16 protein-coding genes are annotated in these 26,799 nt (G+C 48.8%); 5 read left to right on the plus strand and 11 right to left on the minus strand.

The features are described 5' to 3' along the window. Nucleotides 1-5 precede the first annotated feature (5 nt). Nucleotides 6-1,904 (minus strand): 1-deoxy-D-xylulose-5-phosphate synthase, encoded by a 1,899-nt coding sequence (gene dxs / locus BN102_RS02440; protein ID WP_019207479.1) that lies wholly within the window; start codon nt 1,902-1,904, stop codon nt 6-8. A 171-nt stretch (nt 1,905-2,075) separates the two neighbouring features. Here dxs and BN102_RS02445 point away from each other — a divergent pair, with 171 nt between their 5' ends. Genes BN102_RS02445 through BN102_RS02455 form a run of 3 tightly spaced genes read left to right on the plus strand, consistent with a single transcriptional unit; the run spans nt 2,076 to nt 8,489 of the window. Beyond that, entirely contained in the window at nt 2,076-3,062 is a 987-nt protein-coding gene (locus BN102_RS02445) for a GSCFA domain-containing protein (protein WP_019207480.1), read from the plus strand. Then, nucleotides 3,038-5,503, plus strand: a complete 2,466-nt coding sequence (locus BN102_RS02450; RefSeq protein WP_019207481.1) for a bifunctional UDP-N-acetylmuramoyl-tripeptide:D-alanyl-D-alanine ligase/alanine racemase — start codon at nt 3,038-3,040, stop codon at nt 5,501-5,503. Before BN102_RS02445 ends, BN102_RS02450 begins: the two co-directional genes overlap by 25 nt. A gap of 13 nt (nt 5,504-5,516) precedes the next feature. After that, nucleotides 5,517-8,489 (plus strand): DEAD/DEAH box helicase, encoded by a 2,973-nt coding sequence (locus BN102_RS02455; RefSeq protein WP_245545297.1) that lies wholly within the window; start codon nt 5,517-5,519, stop codon nt 8,487-8,489. A 289-nt stretch (nt 8,490-8,778) separates the two neighbouring features. On the opposite strand, the gene BN102_RS02460 is transcribed toward BN102_RS02455, so the two are convergent. Then, nucleotides 8,779-9,861, minus strand: coding sequence for a phosphotransferase enzyme family protein (locus BN102_RS02460; protein ID WP_019207483.1), 1,083 nt, complete (start codon nt 9,859-9,861; stop codon nt 8,779-8,781). 139 nt (nt 9,862-10,000) lie between these two features. Between BN102_RS02460 and BN102_RS02465 the strand changes: the two genes are divergently transcribed. Both BN102_RS02465 and BN102_RS02470 read left to right on the plus strand, forming a co-directional pair. Next, a complete protein-coding gene (locus tag BN102_RS02465; RefSeq protein WP_019207485.1) occupies nt 10,001-10,321 on the plus strand; it encodes a hypothetical protein in 321 nt (106 codons plus the stop codon). Nucleotides 10,322-10,437: 116 nt separating this feature from the next. Further along, nucleotides 10,438-11,355 (plus strand): DMT family transporter, encoded by a 918-nt coding sequence (locus BN102_RS02470; protein ID WP_019207486.1) that lies wholly within the window; start codon nt 10,438-10,440, stop codon nt 11,353-11,355. Nucleotides 11,356-11,417: 62 nt separating this feature from the next. On the opposite strand, the gene BN102_RS02475 is transcribed toward BN102_RS02470, so the two are convergent. The 9 genes from BN102_RS02475 to BN102_RS02515 form a co-directional block, all read right to left on the minus strand. Next, the gene (locus BN102_RS02475) at nt 11,418-13,058 is read right to left on the minus strand and encodes a RagB/SusD family nutrient uptake outer membrane protein (protein ID WP_021311814.1); all 1,641 of its coding nucleotides are present in this window, start codon (nt 13,056-13,058) and stop codon (nt 11,418-11,420) included. A gap of 12 nt (nt 13,059-13,070) precedes the next feature. Then, the gene (locus tag BN102_RS02480) at nt 13,071-16,334 is read right to left on the minus strand and encodes a SusC/RagA family TonB-linked outer membrane protein (protein ID WP_245545298.1); all 3,264 of its coding nucleotides are present in this window, start codon (nt 16,332-16,334) and stop codon (nt 13,071-13,073) included. Nucleotides 16,335-16,716: 382 nt separating this feature from the next. Next, on the minus strand, nt 16,717-17,643 hold the full coding sequence (locus tag BN102_RS02485) for a sugar phosphate isomerase/epimerase family protein (protein WP_036786950.1): 927 nt from the start codon (nt 17,641-17,643) through the stop codon (nt 16,717-16,719). Between the two features lie 7 nt (nt 17,644-17,650). After that, entirely contained in the window at nt 17,651-18,973 is a 1,323-nt protein-coding gene (locus tag BN102_RS02490; protein ID WP_036786952.1) for a Gfo/Idh/MocA family protein, read from the minus strand. 21 nt (nt 18,974-18,994) lie between these two features. Continuing rightward, nucleotides 18,995-20,914 (minus strand): RagB/SusD family nutrient uptake outer membrane protein, encoded by a 1,920-nt coding sequence (locus BN102_RS02495; RefSeq protein WP_021312206.1) that lies wholly within the window; start codon nt 20,912-20,914, stop codon nt 18,995-18,997. A gap of 30 nt (nt 20,915-20,944) precedes the next feature. Next, nucleotides 20,945-24,274, minus strand: a complete 3,330-nt coding sequence (locus BN102_RS02500; protein WP_019207492.1) for a TonB-dependent receptor — start codon at nt 24,272-24,274, stop codon at nt 20,945-20,947. Between the two features lie 203 nt (nt 24,275-24,477). Then, on the minus strand, nt 24,478-25,416 hold the full coding sequence (locus BN102_RS02505; protein WP_019207493.1) for a FecR family protein: 939 nt from the start codon (nt 25,414-25,416) through the stop codon (nt 24,478-24,480). A gap of 77 nt (nt 25,417-25,493) precedes the next feature. Then, nucleotides 25,494-26,081, minus strand: a complete 588-nt coding sequence (locus BN102_RS02510) for an RNA polymerase sigma-70 factor (protein WP_019207494.1) — start codon at nt 26,079-26,081, stop codon at nt 25,494-25,496. A gap of 154 nt (nt 26,082-26,235) precedes the next feature. After that, a complete protein-coding gene (locus tag BN102_RS02515) occupies nt 26,236-26,721 on the minus strand; it encodes a CPBP family intramembrane glutamic endopeptidase (RefSeq protein ID WP_198006538.1) in 486 nt (161 codons plus the stop codon). Nucleotides 26,722-26,799: the final 78 nt, after the last annotated feature.

Here is a 26,799-nt window from a genome sequence, read left to right on the forward strand (position 1 = left end):
TCTGTTTAAAAAGTAAGTAATAGGTTATAGATACTCTCCTCATCCATGCCGCAGATGCGGTATAGATCTGCCGTTGGCCCATGCTGAATAAACCGATCGGGTATGCCCACGCGACGAATCCGCGGGCAATAGCCGCGATCGTTCATGAATTCCAGCACGGCGCTTCCCATCCCGCCGTTCAGTACGCCGTCTTCCAGGGTAACGATCTTTTCAAAGTGCTGTCCGATTTCGTGCAACATTCGTTCATCCAAAGGTTTTAAGAAGCGCAAGTCGTAATGCGCTATGCACTTTCCGCTTTCTTTCTCTGCCCTGCCGATGCTTTTTTCCGCCGTCTTTCCCATCGGTCCTAATGAAACGACGGCTATGTCTTTTCCGTCTTTCAATTTCCTTCCTGTCCCGATCGTTATTTCTTGGAAAGGACATCGCCAGTCGACGATGGATCCTCTGCCTTTGGGATAGCGGATCACGAACGGCCCTTTGTCCGGCAGTTGGGCGGTGTACATGAGGTTCCGAAGTTCTTTTTCATCCATCGGGGAGGCGATCGTTACTTGAGGAATCGGACGCATATAGGCCAGGTCGAAGGCGCCGTGATGCGTCGGACCGTCTTCTCCGACCAATCCCGCCCGATCCAGACACAGGACGACGTTCAGGTTCAGCAAGGCTACGTCGTGGATGAAGTTGTCGTAAGCTCGTTGCATGAAAGCGGAATAGATGTTGCAGAAAGGCAATAAGCCTTCTTTGGCCATCCCTCCCGAAAACGTGACGGCATGGCCTTCCGCAATGCCCACGTCGAATACCCGGTCGGGAAATGCCTTTTGCATGATATTCATCGAACACCCTGTCGGCATGGCTGGCGTAACGCCTACCAGCTTATCGTTTTGTTCGGCTAATTCCAGAAGCGTCTCGCCGAACACGTCCTGGAACTTGGGAGGTAGCCCTTGGACATTTTGAATGAAACGTTCTCCCGTCTCTTTATCGAACATTCCGGGTGCGTGCCAGATGGTCGCCTCTTTTTCCGCCGGTTCGAAGCCTTTTCCCTTGATGGTGTGGATGTGGAGGAGGCGAGGGCCTTCCATGTCTTTGATGTCGTTCAACGTTTTGGTTAATCCTATTACGTCGTGCCCGTCAACCGGACCGAAATAGCGGATGTTCATCCCTTCGAACACGTTCTGCTGATGCGTCAGCACGGACTTTAAGCTGTTGTTAAAGCGGATGATGCTTTTTCTGCGTTCCTCGTTCAGAATGCCCATCTTGGAAAACAGTTTGGAAAGCTTATAGCGAATGTAATTATAGCTCTCGGACGTTTGCAGATTCAATAAGTACTGTTCCATACCGCCCACATTGTGGTCGATGGACATGTTGTTATCGTTGAGGACGATGAGCAGATTGTTCGGATTCGACGAAACGTTGTTCAACCCCTCGAAGGCAAGTCCGCCGGTCATCGATCCGTCCCCGATGACGGCCACTACGTTCCGGTCGCTTTCTCCATTCTTCTTGGCCGCTACGGCCATGCCCAGTGCCGCCGAGATGGAATTGGAAGCGTGTCCGCATGCAAAGGAATCGTAGATGCTCTCTTCGGGCGAAGGAAAAGGGCGAAGACCGTTCAATTTACGATTCGTGCAGAATGCATCGCGCCGCCCGGTTAAAATCTTGTGTCCGTATGCCTGATGACCGACATCCCACACGATCCGATCATAAGGTGTATTAAACACATAATGCAGGGCGACGGTGAGCTCTATCACACCCAAGCTGGAAGCAAAGTGACCAGGATTGCAGGAAAGTTCGTCTACGATTTTCTGTCGAAGTTCCTTACAGATTTCCGGAAGCTGATCCGGTTTCAACGTACGAAGCTCTTCCGGCGAATCGGTATGATTCAATAAGCGGTATGCATTATCCTCTCCCATTCCGTAACCACCTTATGCACGAACAAAGATAACCCAAGCCGAGCGACGAGCAAAATTTATTTCCGATTTGCAGAGATACATTTTATTTTCGCTTTATTTAGATCCCCAAAATTACTACTTTTATGTATATTCTGCGTAAATTTGTGCTTAAATTTTAGAGGCGAATCGAATATGGATTTCAGAACACCGGCGGAATTGCCGCTGAAGCAGATGGAAATACGCCATTCCGACAAGATGATGTTATGGGGGTCTTGCTTTGTCGAGGAGATAGGACATCGATTGACGGCATACAAATTCCCGATAACCGTCAACCCTTTCGGCGTTTTATATAATCCGTGGTCCATGGCCGAGGCGATGAACGTGTTGCTCGCCGGCAGGCAGTACAGATCGGATGAGCTGTTTTACTCGAACGGGTTGTGGAACAGCTGGATGCATCATTCTTCTTTCTCCTCGACTGATCGGGCTGCGTGTTTGGCACAGATCAACCGCCGCCTTCAGGATGCTTTCTCGGTCTTGCCGCAAATCGATGTGCTGCTCTGTACTTTCGGGTCTGCCTGGGTGTACGAACTGAAGGAGAGCGGACGCGTGGTAGGCAATTGTCACAAGCAACCCGATGTTCTTTTCCGTCGCAGGTTATTGGAGGTCGATGAAATTGTTCGGCGTATGGTCTCCGTCATCGACGGGATGAGGGCATTGAACCCGAAGATTCGCATTCTTTTTACCGTCAGTCCTGTTCGCCACGGTAGAGACGGGATGCACGGCAATCAAGTGGGCAAGGCGACCTTGTTGTTAGCTGTAGACAAGATGCAAAAGCAAAGGGAGGACTGTTATTATTTCCCCTCTTACGAGATTATGATGGACGAGTTGAGAGATTATCGCTTCTATGCCGACGATATGTTGCATCCTTCGTCTTTGGCGATAGATTATATTTGGGATTGTTTCCAAAGATGTTATTTCTCTGCGTCTACCCTTGGAGTAATGCGCCAATGGCAAGAAATTGCAAAGCGATTGAATCATCAACCTTTTCATTCGCACACAGCGGCGTATCGTCGGTTTGTAAACGAGACAGTACTAAAATTAAATCGATTCGGGGAGAACTTTCCTTATGTCGATCTGAAAAAAGAAATAGAACAATGTCGAATTCAATTGAAAGTATAGCCAAAGCTATCGGAGCTCGCCGAACAGGAACCTGTGAAACGCGTATAGATTGGCTATTAACCGATAGCCGCTCTTTGGGCTTTCCGGAGGAAACGCTTTTTTTCGCCCTGAAGACGAAAAGGAACGACGGACATAAGTATATTCCCGAGCTGTACGAGCGAGGCGTCCGGAATTTTGTCGTCGCCGATTTGCCGATCGATCTGGAACGCTACGCCGATGCCAATTTCTTGCAGGTAAGGGATCCGTTGAAAGCGTTGCAGCAATTGGCGAGAGAGCATCGCAAGCAATTTCAGGTTCCTGTCATCGGAGTAACGGGGAGCAACGGCAAAACGATCGTCAAAGAATGGATTTATCAGTTGCTGAGTCCGGATAAGGTCGTTACCCGCTCGCCGAGGAGTTATAATTCCCAGATCGGTGTTCCTTTGTCGGTCTGGCTGATGAACGAACAGACCCAAGTCGGGGTTTTCGAAGCCGGTATCTCCGAAATGGGGGAGATGGAATCCCTGCGCAGCATTATTCTTCCCACAATTGGTATATTGACGAATATCGGCGGAGCGCATCAGGAGAATTTCTTTTCCCTTCAGGACAAGTGCATGGAAAAACTATCCTTGTTCAAGGATTGTGACGTGCTGATCTACGATGCGGACGACGAGCTGATCAGTTCTTGCGTGCAGCGATCGTTGTTCTCCGTGCGCGAGATCGCTTGGTCGAAGGTCGATACGGAATGTCCTTTGTTTATCGAGGCCATAGAGAAAGGAGTCAAGCATACGACTGTAAAATACCGGTATTTGAATCTGCCGAGCGAATATGCTATTCCGTTTATCGATGACGCTTCTATCGAGAACTCCCTGCACTGTTTAGCGGTAGCCTTGTATTTGATGATTCCTCCGTCGAAGATTGCGGAACGGATGAGCCGGATAGAACCGATAGCCATGCGGCTGGAGGTGAAGGAAGGGAAGAACGATTGCATCTTGATCAACGACAGCTACAACTCGGACTTGGCCTCTTTGGATATTGCGCTGGATTTCATGCAGCGACGTTCGGAAGGGGAAGGAAAGAAACGAACCTTGATCCTTTCGGATATGCTGGAAACCGGCCAAAGCAGCAGAATGCTCTATCGGCAAGTGGCTGAATTGGCCCGAAATCGCGGTGTGAACAAGCTCATCGGCGTCGGGGAAGAGATTCGCTCGGCGATGAACATGTTCAATGCGGAGAAATATTTTTTTCAGACGACGGAGAAGCTGCAGGAATCGACCGTTTTGCAACGCCTACGCGACGAAATTATATTGATCAAGGGAGCGCGGAGCTTTCATTTCGAAGATATTTCCGACCTCTTGGAGTTGAAAGTGCACGAGACGATCTTGGAAGTCAACCTGAGCGCATTGGTCGATAACCTGAACTACTATCGCAACAAGTTGAAGCCGGGAACGAAGATGGTCTGCATGGTGAAAGCTTCGGCCTACGGCGCAGGCTCCTACGAAGTGGCGAAGACGTTGCAGGATCATCGGGTGGATTATCTGGCTGTAGCGGTGGCCGACGAAGGCAGTGCCTTGCGCAAGGCCGGCATTACGGCATCGATCCTGATCATGAATCCGGAGATGACCGCCTTCAAGACGATGTTCGATTATAAATTAGAGCCGGAAATCTATAGCTTTTACATATTGAACGCATTGATCAGGGCAGCCGAGAAAGAAGGCGTAACGAATTTCCCTATTCATATCAAGATCAATACCGGGATGAACCGGTTGGGCTTCGAACCGACGGAAATGCCTCAGCTGATAGAACGGTTGAAGCGCCAGGCGGCGGTCATTCCCCGCTCTGTCTTCTCGCATCTGGCAGGCAGCGATTCTGCGCAGTTCGACTCGTTCACCGTCCGTCAGATAAGTCTCTTCGAACAGGTGTCGGAGGAGTTGCAAGCGGCTTTCTCGCATAAGATTCTCCGGCACATTCTGAATACGGCCGGCATCGAACGGTACGGTCATGCCCAGTTCGATATGGTGCGTTTGGGATTGGGCCTTTACGGGGTCGATCCGTTTACGAACAACATGTTGCGTAACGTCAGCACGTTGAAGACGACCATCCTCCAGATTCGTCGCGTGAAAAAGGAAGATACGGTGGGCTACAGCCGAAAAGGACGATTGGAACGCGACTCCCGTATCGCAGCGATCCCCATAGGGTATGCAGACGGCCTGGACCGCCATTTAGGCAACGGAAATGCCTATTGCTTGGTCAACGGTAAGAAAGCGCCCTACGTAGGTAATATCTGTATGGACGTAGCGATGATCGATGTTACGGACATCGATTGCAAGGAAGGCGACAGCGTCATTATCTTCGGCGACGACTTGCCCGTGACCGCATTATCTGCTACGTTGGGCACTATTCCGTATGAGGTTCTTACCAGCGTTTCCGACCGGGTAAAGCGGGTATACTATCAGGATTGAGGAGGAGAGAGGAGTGGATAAGAGTCGACCGCCCACCGTTCGTCGCATTCGGGTGAAGTTCATCACGGCGGATAAGGATTATTTGTATGTGCTTCCCGCAGCTTCTCCCGTGAAGGAAGTCATGAAAGTGAAATATCATCTGCGCGGACTGAATGAAGAGTTCGACGAAACGGTCGGGCGACTGTGGCGGGATGCCCAACTCAACCTGTTGAATGTGGCCGTGAATGCGGAGGAAGAATACCTCCCTGCGTTTATCGTCCTCGAGCCGGATTATCTGTTGGACATCAGTTCGCTGGCCGAGTGTTTCAAGGAATACGGCAGTCATCCGGTCAACTACCTGTTAAACCGCCTGGATCCGATCGATAACACCCGCCCGCTGTTGCTCGGGAATATCGCCAACCTGTTTTTGGACGAATGGATTTACGCGGGGAAGGATGCGCCCGATTTCCCGTCTTGCATGAAGAAAGCTTTTCGGAGGTATCCTATCGAATTGGCCGCCTGCGAGGAACTCTTGGACGAGTTGAAGGAGAAAGATTTTGCCAGAGACTGTCTGATGCATTTCGAACATATTCGTCAGACGGTGGAGAAAACTTTTCGGCAGCCGGGTTACGAATTGAATAAAGCCGATGCGGTATTGGAACCCTCGTACATCTGCGAACCCTTGGGCATTCAGGGACGCCTCGACTATATGCAGCGGGATATGAGCAGTTTTATCGAAATGAAGTCGGGACGGGCGGACGAGCGGACCCTCCGGGGCGAGATCCTCCCCAAGGAGAACAACCGGGCTCAGATATTGCTGTACCTGGCGGTGTTGGAGTTCAGCATGAATCGCGACCATCGCCTCACTCATCCTTACCTGCTCTATACGCGCTATCCGTTATTGTATTCGGCAAGGGCCTCGTGGGAGCAGGTCAAACGCATCATCAATCTGCGGAATCTGATCGTAGCCGGGGAGTATGAAACGCAAGCGCATAACGATATCGCTTTTACGGCGCAACTGCTGAACCGTATCGATCCCCCGACACTCAATGTGCGCCGCCTGACCGGACGTTTCTGGGAGCATTATCTCAAGCCGGGCATCGGCCAGTTCGGCACGCACCTGGCGGCTTTGTCCGAGGTGGAAAAGCGTTACTTTTATACGCTCTATAATTTCATTACCAAGGAACTTTATCTCAGCAAGGCGGGCAGCGTGGATTGCTACGGCAGGACGGGGGCTTCGGCCTGGTGGCTCAGTTCGTTGGACGAGAAGAGAGAGGCGGGCGAGATCCTCTACGGCTTGAAACTGATCGAGAATCGCGCTTCGGAGGAACAGACCCCTTCCGTCACCTTATCCCTCCCGCAATACGAGGAGCTCTTCCTGCCTAACTTCCGCGGCGGAGATGCGGTGGTGCTGTACGAGCGCAACAGCGATGCCGATCAGGTGACGAATAAGCTGATTTTCAAAGGAAGCGTCGTCGAGATCACGGATGCGATGCTGCGCATCCGGCTTCGTTCTACGCAGCGCAATCCGTCGGTGTTCGCTACGGACAGCTGTTACGCCGTGGAGCACGATGCGATGGATACGGCTTATCGGAGCATGTATGCGGGACTTTCCGCCTTTCTCACGGCCAATCGGGAACGGCGCGACTTGTTGCTCGGTCGGCGACCGCCTCGCTTCGACGACCGGTATCGGGAAGCGATCGATCGGACGGGCGACGTGTTCGAGCGAATGGCGTTGAAAGTTGAAGCCGCCGAAGACCTCTTTTTGCTGGTAGGACCTCCGGGAACGGGCAAGACCTCGAGAGCGCTCCGGCAGATGGTTGCGCACGGATATCAGGACGAGCGGCGGCAGATGCTCTTGATGGCCTATACCAATCGGGCGGTCGATGAGATCTGTCAGGCCATTTCGGGTATCTCTCCCGCGGTGGATTATATCCGGGTGGGGACGACGCTGGCTTGCGACGAACGGTATCGGGAGCGTCTGTTGACGAACGTGTTGGACGCTTGCACCACTCGCCGCGAAGTGGTGGAGCGGATTCGCCGCTGCCGCGTGTTCGTGGGTACTCTCGCTTCGATCGCCATGCGCCCGGAACTGTTCACTTTGAAGCGGTTCGATGTCGCCATCGTCGACGAGGCTACGCAAATTCTCGAGCCGCAATTGTTGGGCGTGTTGACCGCTCGCTTTACCGACGGGAGGGACGCCGTCGGCAAATTCGTACTGATAGGCGATCCGAAACAGTTGCCCGCCGTAGTACTTCAATCGGCCGAAGACTCGGAAGTGCGGGATGAGCTGTTGCAGAATGCATCCTTGTACAACGTAAGAGATTCTCTCTTCGAACGCCTGTATCGTCATCTCCGTTCGACGGGCGATTCGAGAGCTGTCGATATGCTATGCCGGCAGGGAAGGATGCATCCGGAAGTAGCCCGTTTCCCCAACGAAGCGTTCTACGCCGGCAAGCTGGAATCGGTAGGCCTGCCTCATCAGCGGGAAGCCGTAACACACCCCGTACAGTTCATTCCCTCGGAAATCGATGCGTCGAGCGCTTCGGGAAAGACCAATCGACATGAAGCCCGGATAGTCGCCAGACTGGCCAGGCAGATTTATCTCTCGGAGGGAGAACGCTTCGAGCCGACACGCACCTTAGGCGTCATTACGCCTTATCGCAGTCAGATCGCATTGATCCGGAAAGAGCTCCACGCTTTGCGCATCCCTTCGTTGAACAGAATTTCCGTGGATACCGTAGAGCGTTATCAAGGCAGCGAGCGGGAAGTGATCATCTACTCTTTCAGCGTGAACGAAGCGGCACAGCTCCAATGGTTGCCCAACGTGGTAGAAGACGACGGCGTGTCGATCGATCGCAAGTTGAATGTGGCATTGACCAGGGCCCGGAGACGGATGTACATCATCGGTGTCCCTGCCATCCTCAGGCAGAATGCGATTTATGCCCGGCTCATCGACGCTGTTCCGCACGCCACGGCGGCAGAGAGCTTTCTTCCCCTTGCTTGACGTCCGCTGAATGCTCCGCTGAGCGGTCCCGGCTGCCGGGGCATCGAAACAGAGTCTCCGCCGGGAGCACTTGGCTGCCGGGGCATCGAAACAGAGTCTCCGCCGGGAGCACTTGGCTGCCGGGCGGTCGAAACAGAGTCTCCGCCGGGAGCACTTGGCTGCCGGGGCATCGAAACAGAGTCTCCGCCGGGAGCACTTGGCTGCCGGGACATCGAAAAAGAGTCTCCGCCGGAAGCACTTGGCTGCCGGGGCATCGAAAAAGAATTGCCGACAGGCTGCAAACGGCGTATTATCGAATGCTTTCGATATACGCTTTCATGGCGGGCACGGCTTTTACAGCCTCCCGAAAGAGTTGATATTGCGCCTTCGTGCGCACGAGGTTATGTGTCTCGTATCTGATCTGGTAGTACGTATCACCGTTGATGTAATCGGCCAGAAAACGTACGGCTTGCATATACGGAAATAGGGTGGCCGCATAGGGCAGGTTATCGATCTCGATGGGGGTGAGGAATGATTTAGCCGATTCGAGATACCCTTTGGCGAATGCGCGGAAGATTTCCATATCGAAGCGGATCTTCGTCAGGTCGGGCTCGTCTTCCGGAGCGGGATTGGCTGCCGAGCGCAGGAAATCACCGAAGTCGGAGAATACGAAGCTCGGCATGACGGTGTCCAGGTCGATGACGCAGAGCACTTCGTCGGTTTCCTCGTCGAAAAGCATGTTGCTGACCTTGGTATCGCAGTGGCAGATTCGTTTGGGCAGCAGTCCCTGTCGGTAGAGTTCCTCCGCCTTGCACATCTCTTTGGCGTCTTTCTCGATGTCGTCGACGATGGACCGTACTTCGTTCAGTCGTCCGACGGGGTTGGCGGTAACCGCTTCGCGCAATTGCCGCAGACGCAGCTCCATGTTGTGGAAATCGGGAATGGGTTCGCCTAATTTCTCGGGGACGTCGGCCAGCATCGATTCGAATTCGCCGAATTTCAGTCCTACGAGGTAAGATGTCTCGGGAGTGACCGCATTCAACGTCTTCGAGTGCGGAATGAAAAGGCAGGCTCTCCAATACCCTTCGCCGTCGAAATAATAGATCTTCCCTTCGGTCGTAGGTAGGAAACGGAGCACCTTGCGGTCTATATCGGAGGTATGAGCGGCTTTCAGCTTATCGTAGACGTGCCGTGTCACCGTTTCGATGTTGTGCATCAGCAAATCGATGTTCCGGAACACTTGGTGGTTGATGCGCTGGAGGATATAATCGGGTGCTGCAGGATTTTCGGAAACCACTACGTAGGTCCGATTGATAAATCCGGAAGTCAACGGCTTGATTTCCGCTGTTTGGCCTATCTGTGGAAATTGTTTTATAATTGCTTCTAATTCCATGGTATGTGTTTATAAATGATTATTTGCGGCAAAGATAATTCCTTTCTGCCAAACGGGGAAATTCTTTGCGAAAAAAGCACGATCCTTCGTCTTTGATGACGGAAATCCGTAATTTTGCTTTGCGATAAAAGGATGACTCATGATCAAGGATTATAAAATCGTTACGCTTTGCGGGAGCACCCGCTTTAAGGACGCGTTTCTGGAGGCTCAGAAGAACCTTTCTCTCCAGGGAAACATCGTTATCTCGGTCGGTCTGTTCGGGCATTCGGGCGACGAGGAGGTCTGGAAACCGGGAGTGAAGGAGATGTTGGACGAGATGCATCTGCGGAAGATCGATCTGGCCGACGAAATCTTTGTGATCAACGTCGGCGGTTATATCGGCGAAAGTACCCGGCGAGAGATCGCTTATGCCCGATCGACCGGCAAGCCCGTACGTTATTTAATGCCTGTCGAGGAATGATGCGGTCGTATCCTTCTTAAAGGCGTCGCATGAGCTTCGGAGGCGATTTTCTTCGAGGTAGACGGCAGGAAGGGCGAATAATCCCTATCTTTGCACCGTCTTTTAGTTATAACGATATGGAGAAACATAAAGCAGAGGGACATGCCGCTATTCTTTCGGCAAACGTCATTTTCGGGTTGGGAGTGCCGGTTACCAAGATCTTGTTGGATGAGTGGGTGACGCCCATGGGATATATGGCCACGCGAAGTCTGTTCGCCGCCCTAATCTTCTGGACGATCCAGTGTTTCCTGCCCAAGGAGAAGGTCGCTTCCAAGGATTTGCTGATCATTCTCGCCGGCGGGCTGTTGGGCTTCGTCGTTTCTCAGACGTTGACGGCAGAAAGCTTGGTCTATACCAGTCCCGTTTACTTTTCGTTGATCGCCGCGTTGACTCCCGTGGCCGTGATGTTGTTGGCAGCCGTTTTTATCGGAGAGTCTATTACCGGGTTGAGCATTCTCGGCGTTGCGATGGGTATCGGAGGTGCTTTATTGATGATTTTTGCAGGTAAATCGTCGACGAATGGCGGTTCCGACGATTTGTTGGGCATCAGCCTGGCCGTGCTCAGTTTGTTGACGTGGGCGATCTACCTGATTGCGACGCGAAAGGTTTCGCAGAAGTACGGTCCGGTCACGCAGATGAAATGGGTGTTCCTCATCTCGGCTGTAGCGACGGTACCTTTCGCCATGCACGATTTTTCTTCCAATAAGTTATATACGTCGGCTTTCGGTTGGGACGGCGTGGTGGAGATGGCGTTCGTCGTACTCTTCGCCACGGTGCTCGGGTACTTCCTCATTCCTTTCGCGATGAAATATTTGCGTGCGACCACCGTCAGCATCTATACCAATCTCCAGCCGGTGGTAGCCTCGCTCGTTGCTATGGGCATCGGGCAAGACGCCATGACTTGGGATAAGCCCGTTGCTGCCGTCCTGATTTTGCTCGGCGCTTATATCGTGACGACGCGTCCTCCGGCAACCAGCCGAAAGGAGCGAGAATGATACCTCTTGAGGGTGGAGATGCATCTCTTTGCAGCGAGACACCTCTCCCCCTCTTCGGAGGGTCAGTAATTCTCGTTCTGCGTCAACGAACCGCCCACATAGTCGATTTCCGTCTGAGGGATCGGGTAAGGCCAGGTTTTATCCGTTACGTTGGTCCCCGTACCGCTGTAGACACCTTCGTCCGTCCGCCCGAAAGCTTGCATGGTCGGCACGAATATTTTCCAGCGCAACAGATCGTAGAGGCGCAGTCCTTCGCCTGCAAATTCTACTCTGCGTTCGTGCCTGACGGCGGCACGCAGGTCGTCGGAGAGCTTCACTTTATATTTTTCATCGAATATTTTTTCCGTTACCTTTTGATTTTCGGGGATATTAAACTTTCTGTACTTGGCATACGAATCCGTGGAAGAGGTGGTTACGAAGGCTCGACGACGCACCTTGTTGATCATGTCTGCCGCCGATTGTTTATCGCCGCCGGTTTCGATCAAACATTCCGCGTACATCAACAGGACGTCGGCATAACGGATGTGGAAGAACGACCAATCCGTATGTATCAGATCTCCATCCGGCCTTCTGGAATAATCCACCCACAATTTCCGGTTGTGCTGGAGCGAATAATCGTCGTAACCGGAGTAGTCGTGGAGTTCCGTCGTAACGCCGTCGCCTTTATAGAAGATATCTCCGGACGACATCACGGTGTGCGTCAGGCGCGGATCGCCGATTTCATACTCGTCGACCAAATTCCTCGTAGGACATTCTCCTCCCCATCCTCCGGTGGTATTGCGTCCGATACACATTTGCGGGACGACGCTTCCCGTGGTATAATTGGGGATATAGGCCCGGGGAGTCAAAAAGATCGCTTCGTCGGACATATAACCTTTCGGCACGCTGTTGAAGAGCGTCTCATAGTCGTTTACCAAATCGAATGAACCGCTCTCTATCACGTTTTTCAAATCGGGCAAGGCGCCTTCGTAATCTCCGAAAAACATTTTAACCCGCGCCCTGAACGATAGCGCGGCTTCTTTGGAAACCCTGCCGAATTCCGATTCCGGAATTTGAGCGGCAGCAGGCAGATTCGGTTCGGATACGGCTGCATTCAAATCGCTCAGGATAAATTCCTTGACGGCCTTTCCGTCCGACTTCGAGATCTGCCGCTTTTCGGTAGCGGTTAACGGACGGTCGATAATCGGGATATTCTGAAACATCACAGCTAAGTCGAAATAATAGAAGGCGCGCAGAAATTTGGCTTCGGCGATCCAGCGCAGAATCTCTGCTTCGGGTACGATGGTTCCGCCCGTAGCGATGACTTTCGTTTCGGGCGTTACTGTCGCCAGGAATACGTTACAGCACGAAACGGCTTGATATCGGTGATTCCATAAGTCTCTCAACAGGCTGCTGGTGGCGGGAGGATTGCCCCTGCTCACTTCCGTAACAACCACTCTATCGGCGGCGTCCGAGCCTCCTTTCATACAGTCGTCGGTGAGCTGGTCTCCCATATCGAATCTCATTTGTTGAAAGTTCCAGTGATCTAAAATAGGCGTATAGCAGTTGATAAGCAGTTTGAATCCGCCGTTTTCCGAATTTAAATACACCGACTCGTCCACTGAGCCGAGAGGACGGCGATTTAAGAATTCGGACGTACAACTTGAAAGGAAGATATGGGTGAGTAAGGCCGTTCCTAAATACTTGAATAGAGATGTTTTCATACGATGTTCTTTTTAAAATTTCATATTGACGCCAAACAGGATCGTGCGAGGTTGGGGATAATATCCCATATCGACACCCTTGTACCGGGGATTCTTATTGAATTCGCCAATCTCGGGATCCAATCCGGAATACCCCGTGATAGTGAATAAGTTTTGTGCTGCCACATACACGCGCAGCTTATTTACATTTATCTTCCGAGTGCTGGAAGCCGGTAGGGTATAGCCTAATTGCAGATTCTTCAAGCGTACGTACGATCCGTCTTCTATGAACCAGTCGGACATTTCCCTGTTCAATCTGCTATCCGCGTCGATGGCGAAATTTTTATTCGTGCTTCCCGGCCCGTTCCAGAATGTCGTCAAAATATCTTTGGGAGCGTTGTACCAACCTACGCCGCCGTACAGGTCATACTTTAAGATGTTTAAGAGGTCGTTGCCTACCGACCCTTGGAAGAATGCGATGAGATCGAATCCTTTATACTGCCCTCCTAAGGTCAGTCCGAAGGTAAAATCGGGGTGGGGATTGCCGATCATCGTCCTGTCGTTATTGTCGAGCTTGCCGTCCTTATTCCGGTCGACGAACTTCAAGTCTCCGGCTTTGGCATGAGGCATGATCTGTTGTCCGTTGTTGACATAGTTAGCCACTTCTTCCTGCGTTTGGAACACGCCATCCGTTTTATAACCGTAGTAATACCCGATCGGTTTTCCCACTTCGGTCATCGTGTAGGTGTAATAGCCCAGGTGCACGTCTGTTCCGGGGATATTGGCATCGCTGCCCAGGTTCGTCACCTTATTTTTATAGGTCGATACGTTGGCATGGATCATGTATCCGAAATCATTGATTTTTCCATCGTATTCGACGGTTATTTCAAAGCCTCGGTTGTCAATGCTTCCGGCATTCACCCAAGGGATGTTGGGGAATCCCAAGCCTGCCGGAACGGGGACTTGCACCAACATGTCGTCGGTCTTGCGATTGTAATAATCGAAAGAGACTCTCAACGATCCGTTGAGGAACGATAAATCCAACCCGATATCGAACTGCCGGGTGGTCTCCCACTTCAAGTCTTCGTTGCCCACTTGACTCCTCCTTCCGGAGAGTTGCGGATTATTGATGCCGAACAGTACGTAATCGCTATTGGAAAACAGGTTCAGATAAGCTCCTCCGGGAATGGTCTGATTGCCAATTTCGCCCCAACCTACTCTGACTTTTCCTTGCGAAAGCCATTTTTTTATCCCGTTCATGAACGGTTCTTCGGAGAAATTCCAACCTCCGGATATGGAAGGAAATATTCCCCACCGATGCCCGGCTGCGAATTGCGAAGAGCCGTCGTATCGAACATTCGCCGTCAACAGGTATCTATTGGCGTAGGAATAAAATATTCTGCCGAAGTATGAATTCAAGGTGTTGACGGTATAGTAACCTCTTGCGGCGGGATTCAATGTGCCGGCATCGATGATTTGCTGTCCCTTTTCATTGTTGATCATGCCCTGTTTAGATGCGCCGATGTATTCGTAACGGTTTTTTTCGGCAGAGGTGCCTGCCATTGCCGTGACATGATGTTCGCCCCATTTTTGAATGTATGTCAGATAATTGTCGAAGACCCAATAATCTGTGTTGGACAGAAAGCGGCTTGCCGTAGCGTACGAACTGTATTCATCGCCATCCAAATAGTATTTGGGAGTGAATCCGTCGGATTGATCGCGGATCAAATCGATCGATATGCTCGATTTGAAAGTCAGGGAAGGGGCTATTTTAAAGTCGCCGGATAAGCCGACTTTGGTGGCTGTTCCGTGCCATTTATTTAAGCCGGCGCGATGGACTTGAGCGACCGGATTGTTTTTGTTGGAGTACAATACGCCGGTATACTTCGACCACGGATTAGTGGGTTCGTAGGAATCGTAAATCCTGTCTTTCAAGAATTCCGGTACGTCGACCAGCTTGTCGCGGTATACGGGAGTGATCGGGTCGGCGGCGGCGGCGGTGAAGACCGTAGCTTGGTACGAATTGTTTTCGTCGATGTTTTTCCGCTCTTCGTACGATACGTTCACGTTGGCCGAGAGAGCCAGCCATTTCTTAACCTCTGCATCTACATTCAATCTGCCGTTTAAACGTTTGTATGCGGAACCTTTTACGAGTCCTTGGTGATCCATATAGCCGAAACTGCTTCGATACCTCCATTTATTCATTCCTCCGGAGAAAGCGATGTGATAATTTTGGTTCAGCGCTTCGGACGGGCTGTTGGTAATGGCCTTCCACCAATTTGTCCCTTGTCTTCCGCTATTCTTGGAGAGGAAATTCAAGATCGTTTCTCTTTTCTCCGGGGTGGAGAAGTCTGAGATCAATTCTTTGCCTGCGGCGGTATAGGCTCTGTTCTTATATTCCATGAAGCCTTCCGCATCCAGCATGTCGTATTCTTTGTTGGCCGATTGGAAACCGACGCTGGCGTCGAATTCAATGTTCGTCACGTACGTATCTCCTTTTTCTCCGCGCTTGGTGGTGATCAGTATCACGCCGTTGGCCGCGCGCGACCCATAGATCGCCTGGGCGGAAGCGTCTTTCAATACCTCTATGTTTTGGATATCGTGGGCATTCAGCCAACCGATGCCGCCTTGCGGTAAACCGTCTACCACGTAGAGCGGATCGTTGCCGTTCAGCGTCCCTATACCGCGAATGCGGACATCGCCCAGCGCGCCGGGGCTACCGGAATTGGCAGTTACGGTCACGCCCGCTATTTTTCCCTGTAAGGCGTCCGATGCGCTGCGAAGCGGTAAATTCGAGAGTTGATCTCCTTTGATTTGAGAAACTGCACCGGTCAAGTCCCTCTTCTGCATGAAGCCGTATCCCACCACCACTACCTCGTCCAATGCTTCCGCATCTTCTTTCAAGACGATGTTTACGATTTGCCGATCTCCGAGTCTGATTTCAACGGTGGTATAGCCAATATAAGAAACCACCAGGGTCGGGTGGTCGGAGACTGTCAAGACAAAGTTGCCCTCCACGTCGGTGACGGTACCGTTCGCAGTGCCTTTCTCCAGCACATTGGCACCGATGACGGGATCGCCCGAAGAATCTACGACTTTCCCACGTATGCGGCGATGCTGATCGACGGATTCTCTCCCGTTCGCATCACACGATTCCTCCGCTCGGGGAGTGAGCACGCCATCCGAATACCTTCCAGATGGCGAAGCCGAACCGACGCAAAGGAATAGCAGCAAAGCGGTCATTTTCATACCGCGCAAGAAATGTTTCCACGTTTTGTAACCAGATAGAACGTTCATACTTTTACATATAATTTTAAGGTTCGACATTCGTGTGATGGATATACGGTGACGTACTTCGGTTTCTCGTTTCAGTTACTGTTCGGGCGACAGCCTGGTTATGCTGGTAATACGATCGAGAAGTTTCGACCCCTAAACCGAACAGGGAAAAGATACCGCCGACGAAGGGAATACGTCCCGTAGGAGGGATGAAAAGAGGGAGATGCCGGTTATCGCCTTCGTTTGACGTGCACGAAGAAGCAATTCCTATCGGGGATTCGCCCTTTAGAGGACAGACGTTGGAGCGAATCGACAACCCTGCCGCCATGGAACGAACCCCGACAGTTCCATCGGGTCGGGGTTGTGCTTCGGTTCTTCGAACGCGGTCGGCGAAGTAAACGATTTAAACGGAGTGAATTCGGACGTAGGATAGGATCCGATCCATTCGTTCCGATATCTTCTTCAAACGGTCCTTGTCGCCACCGTCTACTTCGGCGGTCATCCATCCGCCTTCGTAGCCGATGTCGTTTAACGCTCTCATGACTACGGGCCAATTGTTATCGCCTTCCAACAATTCGACCTGAAAGCCCTCGCGCAATCCTTTCTTATTCATGATGTCCCGGCTGAATTCCTTGACATGCAACTTAAAGATTCGCTTATTCAGCGTGGCGATCCAATGTTCAGGCCATCCATAGCGTAAGATATTGCCGATGTCGAAATACCAGCCGATCAACGGGTGATTGATTTCGTCCACAAATCGTCGGGCTTCGATCGGGCTCAAAATAAAATTACCCCATACATTTTCCAAGCCGATTTTGACCCCGGTTTTTTCCACTTTGGGGATCAATTCTCTGACAGCAGCTAACGCGTGGTTATAAGCTTGTTCGTAAGGGATGTGCTCGTTGACGACTCCGGGTACGACCAACACCGTGTCTCCCCCGAGCATTTTAGTCTCTTCCAACGACTGGGCAACCGATGCGATGCACGCCTGCCTAACGTCAGCATTCGGATGGGAGAGCGGTTTGGCCCAATGATCCTTATTGACCGTGCTCGGAAGTTCGATGCCTGTCTTTTCTTTTGCTTCGATCAGTTCCGAGACGGGAAATTCCAGCGGACTGTTGAATTCTATCCCGTCGAATCCGATGTCTTTTACCATTTTAAATTTGTCTAACAATGAATACTTCCCGGCGATCATCCCGTAACCGAGCGATTTTTTGATGCTGCTTTTAGCCTTCTCCCGGAAGTGAAGCATCGATGCATTCATGCTGTCCGGCATCATGGACAGGCTTGTCAGAAGAGCGGCGGATTTTACAAATTTTCTCCTTTTCATCTTTTGTCTATTTAAATGATGAGACTCCGGGGATAGCAATGGGCAAATCGTATGTCGTTTCCCAGGAGACGGGTCCGGGGAACAACGCTTCCGTAGAGCAAAGGGCCTGCTCGCACGTGATGGTCTGTCCCGTATAGGCGGCTATCCTTCCTGTCAGTGCGATCAAATTGGATCTGGTCATCCAGTCGCCGTCGTTGATCGGCTGATTATTTCTGATGGAGGCGAATAGTTCGTCGTGCTCCAGTTGATACATACCTCTCGACTTCGCTTTTTGGTAAGCATTTTCGTCCGTAAACTTCGTTTCATCCTGATATATCCAGGGATGGGAGCCCTTGATTTCATGGACGCCGGTACGACAGTCTACGATGCATTTGCCGTCCGTCCCTACGAATTCGACGCCGTAGGAAGGTGACGTTCCGTTTTGTTGTCGACAGGAGAAATAGGCCTTTGTCCCGTTGGGATACTCATATGTCACGGCAAAGTGATCGTAGACATTACCGAACTTTTTGTCGACCCTCTTCTGTCTGCCTCCCGAACCGGTGGCTCGAACGGGCAATGTGTCGCCCATTCCCCATTGTAACATATCCAAACTGTGTATGGCCTGTTCGATGATATGATCTCCCGACAGCCAGTTATAATAGAGCCAGTTCCGAAGTTTGTACTCCATATCCGACCATCCGTCTCGGCGTTCTTTGAACCAGAGCTCTCCGGTATTGTAGGTGGCTTCTACCGTAAGTATTTCTCCGATTTGACCGTTTATTATCCGATTGAAAGTTTCTCTTTTAGGCAGATGATACCGCCAGCAGAATCCGGAAATCAACGACAGGTGTTTTTCTCTCGCCTTTTGGGTTGCCATAATTACTCGACGGAGACCGGGGCCGTCCACGGCGAAGGGTTTCTCGCAAAACAGGTGTTTGCCGGCATTCACGGCGTATTCCAGGTGATCCGGTCGGAAAGCCGGTGGAGCGGCTAACAAGACCACATCCACATCCGAGTCGATTAATTTCTGATAAGCGTCCAGCCCGATGAATTTCTTATCGGGCGAGACCTGCACTTTCTGAGGGAATTTTTCTTTTAGCCTTCGATAGGATGTCTCCAGTTGGTCGTCGAAAACATCCGCCATTGCCGTCAATACGACATTTGGATCCGCATTCAACGCTTCTTCGGTTGCTCCGCTTCCTCGTCCGCCGCAACCTATTAGACCGACTTTTAAGGTATTGCTGTGGGTCGACCGCGACGATTCCGCCGAAATGGTAGGGGTAGCGGGTATCATACTGCTTATCGTGGCGGCACCAGCTACTTTTAAAAAGTTTCTTCTTGAGTATTTCATAATATGTAAAATTTAATGTGTTTAATAACCTGGATTTTGTCGTAATTTTGGGGCTTTATTGATTTCTTCGATAGCGATGGGAAGCCAATATTGCCTGTCTTTCCATTCTCTTGAATCGGCCCATGTAGTAGTATTGTAGATGTAAAACGAAACACCGTCTTCGAAATGATAGATGTGGGTCGGGCTGAAACTCTTTATTACTTTATCGCAAATCATCCACTTCCTGATGCAATACCATCTGTCTCCTTCGCCCATCATTTCGATCAGCCTTTCGTGTCTATACCATTCTCTGGCTTGTTCCTGAGTCGCAATCAATGCCCGACTCGGCAATCCTGCGCGGTTTCTCACCAGATTTAATGTTTTTAGTCCCTCTGCGATTTCTCCGAGTTCGATGCAAGCTTCCGTGTAATCTAACAGTACCTCTGCGTATCGCATTTCAATCCAGGCGTTTTCGTTATTATCCGTTTCGCCGTTGATTCCTATGTCGAGCATTTTCCTCAGATAATAACCTGTTTTGGTTCCGTTCCAGGCTTGGTTGGCCGCCGAACGGGAATCGTTGCCTCCTACGGTGACCGCCTCGAGGTTTTTTATCTCATTCATCAGCTCCGTCACATTTTTCCCGACCAGCCTTTTTCCGGCGCTTTTTACTTTTGCTCCGATTTCGACTTTGTCGTCGGTTTCCGCTCTTTCTCTCCAAGGTGCTCCATCGAACAAGATAGATGCATAAAAGCGAGGTTCCCTGCCCATATAAGGATTGACCTCTGGATCGCCGAGTTGTTGCTCTTTCGTATAGGATCTTATATTCGTTTCTCCGGGATTGTATTTATCCCATTTGAACGCGGAACCGTCTTTCATCTCGTACGTTCTTACCAAATCCTCTGTCGGTTCATTGTTCCCCCAGCAATTATATCCGTTCGGTCCCCAATACAGGTTATTTCGGGCTCTATTTCCCTGTTTATTCAAATATTGTACGCCGAAGATCACTTCGTCGTTCCAGGCGTTTTTTTGCAAGAAAATATTCGCGTAGTTATCGGCATATTCCATCACCTGTTCTTCGCTCATAGCGGCGGGAGGTTCGGAAGTGGAACCGGATAAGGCGTAAGCTCCGTATTTCCCGTCCATAATATCTTTCGCCGCCTTTTGGGAGGCTTGTAAACGCTCTTTGCGATTGTTGTCCATAAATGAGACGAACGAATCCGCTTCTTTATAACCGCCGTTGGTCAATTCACCGGCAACAAAGCTCAGCAATCTCGACTTTAACGCAGCCGCAGCTCCCTTGGTGGCACGTCCCTGAGCGATCTGTCCTTTTACGGGCAATCCGGCGATGGCTTTCTCGATATCGGTTAAGATGAAATCCAACGTTTCTTGCAACGAAGAGCGGGTAATCGTCGAAAAATCGTCATCGAGGTTATATCGCTTATCGGAAATAATCAGTCCGCCGTAAGCTCTAAGCAAATTGGTGTAGTCGAAAGCGCGGATGAAATAGGCCTCCGCTTTTATTTGTCCGATCTTTTCTTCATCAGACTTGGACTTAACAGGCACATTGTCGATGCCGGATAATAAAATATTTACGTTCTTTATATTTTTATAGAGGTCGTCCCACAGAATAAAATTGTAACGTACTCCGCTTGTGCCACCGAAATGTCCCAGATAACTGGAAGTCAATGTCCCCTTTGTAAAAGTCACCTGACCGGCCCTATGGATATTGAGCAGTTCGTCTGTAGAAGAAGATAATAAATCTTCTTTCATTCCCAGTACGTTCTCATGGTCTCCCCCGATTTGATCATAACATTGATAGAGAAACGCTTCGACCAAATTGATGTCTTTGAAGAGCGATTCTTCGTTGAAGGAATCCACAGGATCTCTGTCCAATACGTCTTCACACGAAATCATTACCATCGATGAGATAACGATAAAAATAGGATATAGATGTCTTTTCATATCATTCAGAATAATAAAGTATTTGTACTATTAGAAAGTAACATTAAGTCCGACGGAATAAGTTTTCATCGCCGGATAGCCTTGAGGATTTCCTACTTCCGGATCATAGTTCCGCTGAGCCGAGTATAACAGACATAAATTATTTCCCGACAAGAAAATGTTGGCCTGCGAGATGTAAAAACGACTCAATAAACTTTTAGGAATACTATACGAGAGCGTAACGTTCTTCAAGCGGAAATAGGCCATGTTGTCGTACCAGTATGAATTGTCATTGCTGAGATACGACCAGTATTGATCCGCTCGATGGAAGGGCCGAGGCTGATTGACCTTGTTATTCTTCGGAGTCCAATAGCCGTTGGCCATCCATTTGAATACATTTTGTCCGATTCCTCTATTTCCTGTGATGGTGCTTCGATAAAAAGTCCCCTGTCCTTGTCCCAATAGATTCAGACTCCAATTTTTATACTGTACGCCGATTTTTATTCCGTAGAACAATTCGGGAGCATCGGTTTTCTCCATTAGGATCCTATCGTCCGCATTGATGACTTTGTCTCCATTGACGTCTTCGAAAATCACGTCGCCCGGTTTAGCACCCGACCAATGCGGATAGACATCCACTTCTTCCTGTGTTTTAAAGATTCCGATCGCATGATAAAGCAGTTTCGAACCGTAAGGATGTCCGGTGACTTGTTGCCAGGGGACGGATCGTTCCGGTTCATCCATGAATTTCACTTTATTGCGCACCCAACTTAAGTTCCCTGATATGTCTAGATTCCATTGACCGAACGAATTATTGAAACCGGCGTCAATTTCGATACCTTTATTATCCACAATGCCGATATTTTCGTCTGGTAGCGAAAGTCCGGTGAAACTTGGGACGGACGCATTTTTTTTTACCAATATACCGGAACGCCTGTTATAGAAGAACTCCGTATTCAGGTAAAACATTTGATTCAAAAATCGAGAATCGAAACCGATGTTATAGGTCGTTTGTTTTTCCCACGTAATGTTGGGATTTGCCAATACCGACTGATAAATTTTAGTGACTACATCCTTATTCGTTCCTAAGGTTACGCCGGCATCTAAGGCATACTTGTTGATATATTGGAAGGGGTCTCCGGGATCCATTCCCATCGTTCCGTAAGTAGTTCTCAATTTGAAATAATTGATAAAAGAGAGATGATCTTTCCAGAATTTTTCCTCCGAAGTGCGCCATGCTAATAAAATGGCAGGGAAATTGCCCCATCTTTTAGAAGGAGGAAATTTCAATGAGCCGTCCCGTCTAAAAATAAACTCTAACAAATACTTGCTTTTAAAACTGTAATTCAATCTTCCGATCCAAGATTTCCGTGCATATATGCTGACTTTTCCTTTATTCGATTTGTCTTTTTCTCCGCCAGCATCCAAGGCCTGCACTAAATCGGATATGAAATATTTTCTATAGGCTTCGAAATCGAAAAAGTCTTCGTCGAACTGTTCGTAAGCACCGAAGAGATGGAGGGCATGGTCTCCGAAAGTTCTGCCGTAGCTGAGGCTCACATTGTACATCTTTCGTTTTGTTCTGGCGTTCTCTTCCGTCAATTCGGGAGAATCGAGTCCTCGAAGTCTGGCTTCCAATTCCATGCTGGTTATAAATCCGTTTGCATTTCTTTTTGCCGTTTCATATTTGGGATAATACAGGGTCCATGGTTTTTTAAATTTTTTGTTATTCTGGTGATTGACGTCGTAATTAAAGAAACCGTCTATGGATAAACCTTCTATCATGGGAGGTTTTATCGATACTTTGAACGTAGCTTCATTCTTGTAATTATCCGTCTGGTCGTATCCTGCTTCGAAACTGGTATTTACCACGGGATTCACGCCTGCCTCAAAATCGGGTCCGGGTTCTCCTGTAGGCCAATAGGCAGGGGTGGTCGGGACGACCAAGGAGGCCCAACCGAATAATTGGCTCGTATCGGTCGTCGGATATTTTTTTATCGTGACATAGCCACTATACAGAATCGAAGTTTCTATCCAATTAATGATCGGGACGTCGAGCTTTATCCTGTAGTTGTATTGTTTGTATCTGGCAGATTTTGTCTGATAGATAGCCTCGTTGTTTTTATATCCGAACGAAGCGTAATATCTGATTTTATCAGATCCTCCGCTGATGGAAAGATTATGCCGGGATTCGGTAGTCCAATCCCTTACCAATTCTGTCATCCAATTTGTGTTGGGATGTTCCCAAGGATCTTCTCCGCTTTTATACAATTCGATATCCCTATCCGAATATAATCTGCTCAGCCCTTCATAATCCTGATAATCGCTTATATATTGGGCATATTCTGCCGCATCGGCCGTTTTAGGAAGGATGGTCGGCTTATTGAACCCTTGATAAAATTGGTAATTTAATGTGGCTTTTTTGTTCGTTCCGCTCTTCGTCGTGACGAGGATGACTCCGTTGGCAGCCCTTGACCCGTAGATTGCCGCAGAAGCATCTTTTAGTATGGATATGTTTTCGATATCGTTGGGATCAATTTCATACAGGCTCCTATCGGGAATACCGTCTACTACGATGAGCGGGTTGATATCGTCTTTCTTTCCCAACGTAGACCGACCGCGGATGAGGATTTTAGCCTCGTCTTTACCCGGTTCACCGGAATTTTGGGTAACGAAGGCGCCGGGCAATCGTCCCGAAATGGCATTGGTCGCATCGAACGTCGCTACAGATGAAATTTCTTTTCCCTTCAATGTCGCTACAGCTCCTGCTAAATTTTCTTTCTTCTGCGTTCCGTATCCTACCACCACCACTTCGTCTAACGCTTCCGTATCTTCGTTTAACGTGACTGCCAGGTCCTTTTTGTTTCCTACTGTGATTTCGATGCTCCGATAGCCGATGTACGAGATTTCTAATATCGCTTCTTTTCCGACGTTCAAGGAAAAATGACCGTCCATATCGGTGATGGTACCGTTCGCAGTGCCTTTCTCTAGCACATTGGCACCGATAATCGGCTCCCCTTTGCTATCTACCACTTTCCCTGTGATGATATTCCCTGTTTGCTGGGTCCGGGTACGATTTTCTATCGTTTCAGATAGAATGATGTTCACTCCCTCGATCGAGAATGTTATATCGGTATGCTTTAGAAGCTCGCTCAGAACTTCTTTTACGGATTTGTTCCTTACACTGATAGATACTTTTTGTTTCAGATTTATGTTCAAATTAGAGATAAACAGATAATCCGTTTGATGTTCGATTTCGTTGAGTACCTTTTCTAATTGTACGTTTTTCAAGTCTAAACTGACTCTTTTCTCTTGGGAATGCATGTTCCCGGCATAGGCGAAAAAGACGGAGAAGAATAAGGAGAAGCCTGTCAGTTTCATAATTCTACAAATTTGTCGATCCCTTGTTTTTCTTGAAAAAACATGAGGTAATGAAATGTTTTTCATATCTTTGCAATGCTATTAAGATTAAAGTATGTTTTTTATTAAATGTACTTGCTGAATCGGTGATTGCGGGAACAATCGCCGATTCTTTTTTCGTGTGTTTTTCAGTATTTATTCCATAGGCGTCCTGGTTTAAAAGATTAATTAATGAATATTTGATTGGATTCTCTTTCTATCTTATACGAAAAGGGAAAATCTTTCCGAAGTACATTGAGTGCATGTTCTATTCCGTCCGATATTCGGAATTTTCCCCTGTATCCCGTCTCTTTTACTTTTTTATTATTGATGATAATCTTTTTGTCGTAGTATTTTTCAAAGAGTTTCATGATACTTTCAAACGAGATGTTGTCAATATAGATGATGCCGTCTTTCCACTGAATGCTGTTTACATCGGCTTTATTCAATATATTCAACTTGTCGTCTACAAGTTGGGCGGTTTGATTGGGTTTCAGTACGATATTCTCCGTACGGTTGACGTTCGATACGAAGACTTTGCCTTCGTAAAGCAGTGTTTTGAAATTTCTATTAGCAGAGTAGGCTTCTACGCTGAATTTGGTTCCTAAGGCTTTTATGTCATATTTATCCGTGTGTACGATGAATGGTTTTTCCGCTTCTTTTACGACTTCAAAATATCCTTCCCCATCGAGTTCGACTTTTCGGACGTCATTGTCGAAGAAAGAGGGATACTTGAAAGTAGAATTGGCGTTTAACCAGACTTTTGTGCCGTCCGGTAAGGTTATTTCCGTAGCATAATTACCGGCCGGAACGTGGATAGTCTGGCTCGTACTTGCCATTTTCTCGAATGGAATGACATGATATCTGTTGAAACCCAATAACAGGATTAATACGGTCGCCGCAATGGTCGCCGCATATTTTATCCATTGCGGAATAACCTTACGAGGGATGCCGACCATGTCGTTTTCATCGGTCAGTATAATGGCGTCGAAATGAATCCGCTCGCGAATGAATTCTTTTTTATGGGCTTCGTCATTTTCCAGCCATTTCCGAATAGCTTCCTTTTCTTCTGGAGTGGATTGTTCTAAAAAATAACGATGGAGCGTATCTGGTTTTAGTTGCATAGTATTCTTCCTTTTTTACCTATACAAGCAATTGAAATAGCCCGGAACCAAAAGGAAGAACGGAGATTTAACGTTTTTTAATTCATGAAAAGCAATAGAATCAGGATGTAATCCTTCAATTTCATATGTAAATAATCCGTAGCTTTGCGGATATGATAATCTACATTCTGGACGGTAACTCCTAATTGGTTGGCAATTTCTTTCCGCGACTTATCATGCATCCTGTGCAAGATAAAGATTTTACGGGTTCGTTCCGGGAGCTCCGATAGCGATTTCATGACGATATCCATTATCTCTTTCGTGAAGATTGTATCGTATTCTTCATCTTCTAGAGTTTGAATGCGGATAGCTACTTCCCATTTTTCCAATCCTTTGTTTTCTTTATTAAAATCAGTTTGGAGTCTTCCATGTTTGAGATAGTTGAGGCATCCGTTTTTAATAGATTTCAGGATATAGTTTAACATTTCGTCCGTAGTGAATTTCAACAGATTTTTGTGCTCCCAGAAATAGAGGAGCGCATCGTGCGTAATATCTTCGGCAGCAGGAATATTGCTGACATAATAGTAAGCATACCTCACAAATCGAAAGTAGTACTTCCGATAGAATTTGGAGAAATCCCTGTCGGTATAAAGTTCGGAAGCAGTAAGGAAATGAGGACCCTTCATCGTATTATATTATAAGCTATCCCAAGAGCAAAGTTAATTCTTTATTTGATAGTAAGTTAATTTGCTCTGTTTTTTATAGCAGAATGTTCTACAGGTCTATCGCGCGAACCGCTCGAGTTCCAGGTTTTTACTTACGAGTTCTTTGGAAGAATTCTTATATGGGGAATAGCACGAATACTGTCAGATCCCACATCGCATGAGAAAGGGTCAGTGTGAGGAGATTTTTGTGGTACATGTACAGCAGTCCCCAAAACAGAGCACACACTAATGCAGCCATGATCAGCATGAAGTTGAACGACCAGAGATGGACGAGGGCGTACACTGTCGAAGTTGCGACAAGGGCGAACTGCTTCCCTTTTCGTTCCTCGAGAAGTTGTTGCACATACCCTCGCCAAAAGATCTCCTCAGCAGGGCCTATTAAAAAGAAAAGGAGCGCACCCAACAACCATTTATCACTCCCCTCTTTCAAAGCGTATATCGAATCGACCTGCGCCTCGGCGAAGCTGAACATCAGCGAAGACAACCAATTCCCCACATAAAACATCCCCCAAAGAAGAGCTGCCGAACTGAGTCCGATAAACGCATCTTTCCAGTTGAAGGCGAAGTACCTTTTCAGTCCTCTGCCCAAATATAAACTCATCGCCCCTATTATCGATGTCGAGAAAGACATCCTCCACCAAAAATTAGACTCCGCATGGTGCTGTGGGAAGAATATGAC

The organism is Phocaeicola abscessus CCUG 55929, assembly GCF_000312445.1.
GTDB classification, from domain to species: domain Bacteria; phylum Bacteroidota; class Bacteroidia; order Bacteroidales; family Bacteroidaceae; genus Phocaeicola; species Phocaeicola abscessus.

Excerpts from the sequence above, each read along its gene's own strand:
- BN102_RS02445 (WP_019207480.1), top strand. The coding sequence starts at position 2,076 with ATGGATTTCAGAACACCGGCGGAATTGCCGCTGAAGCAGATGGAAATA.
- BN102_RS02460 (WP_019207483.1), bottom strand. The coding sequence starts at position 9,861 with ATGGAATTAGAAGCAATTATAAAACAATTTCCACAGATAGGCCAAACA.
- BN102_RS02480 (WP_245545298.1), bottom strand. The coding sequence starts at position 16,334 with ATGAACGTTCTATCTGGTTACAAAACGTGGAAACATTTCTTGCGCGGT.
- BN102_RS02495 (WP_021312206.1), bottom strand. The coding sequence starts at position 20,914 with ATGAAAAGACATCTATATCCTATTTTTATCGTTATCTCATCGATGGTA.
- dxs (WP_019207479.1), bottom strand. The coding sequence starts at position 1,904 with ATGGGAGAGGATAATGCATACCGCTTATTGAATCATACCGATTCGCCG.
- BN102_RS02510 (WP_019207494.1), bottom strand. The coding sequence starts at position 26,081 with ATGAAGGGTCCTCATTTCCTTACTGCTTCCGAACTTTATACCGACAGG.
- BN102_RS02490 (WP_036786952.1), bottom strand. The coding sequence starts at position 18,973 with ATGAAATACTCAAGAAGAAACTTTTTAAAAGTAGCTGGTGCCGCCACG.
- BN102_RS02485 (WP_036786950.1), bottom strand. The coding sequence starts at position 17,643 with ATGAAAAGGAGAAAATTTGTAAAATCCGCCGCTCTTCTGACAAGCCTG.
- BN102_RS02465 (WP_019207485.1), top strand. The coding sequence starts at position 10,001 with ATGATCAAGGATTATAAAATCGTTACGCTTTGCGGGAGCACCCGCTTT.
- BN102_RS02475 (WP_021311814.1), bottom strand. The coding sequence starts at position 13,058 with ATGAAAACATCTCTATTCAAGTATTTAGGAACGGCCTTACTCACCCAT.
- BN102_RS02505 (WP_019207493.1), bottom strand. The coding sequence starts at position 25,416 with ATGCAACTAAAACCAGATACGCTCCATCGTTATTTTTTAGAACAATCC.
- BN102_RS02515 (WP_198006538.1), bottom strand. The coding sequence starts at position 26,721 with ATGAGTTTATATTTGGGCAGAGGACTGAAAAGGTACTTCGCCTTCAAC.
- BN102_RS02470 (WP_019207486.1), top strand. The coding sequence starts at position 10,438 with ATGGAGAAACATAAAGCAGAGGGACATGCCGCTATTCTTTCGGCAAAC.
- BN102_RS02500 (WP_019207492.1), bottom strand. The coding sequence starts at position 24,274 with ATGAAACTGACAGGCTTCTCCTTATTCTTCTCCGTCTTTTTCGCCTAT.
- BN102_RS02450 (WP_019207481.1), top strand. The coding sequence starts at position 3,038 with ATGTCGAATTCAATTGAAAGTATAGCCAAAGCTATCGGAGCTCGCCGA.